This window comes from Salinisphaera sp. G21_0, assembly GCF_017744115.1.
Taxonomy (GTDB): domain Bacteria; phylum Pseudomonadota; class Gammaproteobacteria; order Pseudomonadales; family Endozoicomonadaceae; genus Endozoicomonas.
In genome coordinates this window covers 1-1283 of record NZ_JAGHQW010000172.1, presented here as the reverse complement: position 1 = coordinate 1283, position 1283 = coordinate 1, and the positions used below count along the sequence as shown (strand labels likewise).

Annotated in this window: 3 protein-coding genes; all 3 read right to left on the bottom strand. The window is 34.6% G+C overall.

Features of this window, described 5'->3' with window-relative positions:
• Positions 1-126 precede the first annotated feature (126 nt).
• Positions 127-507 (bottom strand): hypothetical protein, encoded by a 381-nt coding sequence (locus tag J7439_RS25485; protein WP_209204860.1) that lies wholly within the window; start codon positions 505-507, stop codon positions 127-129.
• A gap of 174 nt (positions 508-681) precedes the next feature.
• On the bottom strand, positions 682-1017 hold the full coding sequence (locus J7439_RS25480) for a hypothetical protein (protein WP_209204859.1): 336 nt from the start codon (positions 1015-1017) through the stop codon (positions 682-684).
• Between the two features lie 10 nt (positions 1018-1027).
• The coding region (locus J7439_RS25475) for a hypothetical protein (protein WP_209204858.1) at positions 1028-1283 on the bottom strand (256 nt) is incomplete at its 5' end.

The following is a 1283-nucleotide window of genomic DNA, read 5'->3' as shown; positions in this document are numbered from 1 at the left end:
TGAGGTTCTATTGGCAACAAGGTCTCTGGTCCAGAGTAAAGGGCGCTGGGATCAGCTTTGGTCTAATTACATGTCCGGTAAGTTTTTAATTGACGTATAATTCAATTATCAGATTGAGAGAGCACCCTAATATTTTGCATCCCTATTCACTTTATCATGTAAACCCAACATAATACTGTATTTAGTGATTTCACTAAAAATAGTGTTATTGTATTTGAGCTTAGAAATCAAACCATCAAATTCACTAGGAGAATCTTCGTAGCACGATAAAATATTCTGCCATCTTTTATAATTCGTATCTGTAATAACAGCCTTGCAAGCACCATCATAATATTCTTGCCCAAAAATTTCAGAATTATCTTTTCCTTTTCTCAGTGTTTCCTTAGCTAAACTAACCCTGAAATCATGCAGTTCTTCTTCATTCAATACAACCCCATTTGCATAAACAAAATAAGAATTAATCATTAGTACGATCATGATTAATTTTTTAATCATTAATTTATTCATCACAAATACCTTTTGATTATTTTATTTTTTAATACTACAACGATTAAAATTTTTATCATCCCCCTCCCTAAGATCATAACTCAATTAGAGCATTGACTCCTGCATTAGCCACATAACGCCTAATTCAGCAGCGCCGTAGGCGTCTTCTGGAATTATTCGTTATGCTCACGGCTGTTAGCATGGAAATTTCTTTGCAAATGATCCAGTAAGAATCAACTCTATTGGAGTATCATCTCTGAAACCTGGCTGATGAGATAAAAACTCAATTTCATCCTCTAAGAGTTCCATAATCACGGGCTCATCAAATTCCAGATTTGAAGGAGGACAAAATAGCCGATTTTTTTCTTGAATTTTCAAAAGTACATTTGACCAGAAAATCCCTCTACCAACCCCGACAACATAATCAGAAAGTCTCTCTTTCGTTGATTGAACTTTAGATAACGATTCGTAATCTTTAAAAGTAAAATCTGCGTTTATAGAAGGAGAAAGCAACATTAACAAAACTGGCAAAACTTTTTTTTCATTTTAACGATCCTGATTTTTTTAATAGTTTTACTTTAATAAGATGACTTGCAATAAATCTTAAAAAATAAGAAATAAAGGACACCAAAAATTTGACTAATCGGCCACACTGTCTATTTTTCTTCAAGAGCCTCTTAAGGGCATTAAGGAAATCTACCCAGCAACCAAAAAAAATGACATGACGACCGCCCGAAAAAACCTCATAGATCCAGCCAGTACGCCCTACTACCACTGCATGGCACGCTGTGTTCGCA

What these genes read in the sequence shown, in the direction of transcription:
- J7439_RS25485 (WP_209204860.1), bottom strand. Translation starts at nt 507, where the DNA reads ATGAATAAATTAATGATTAAAAAATTAATCATGATCGTACTAATGATT.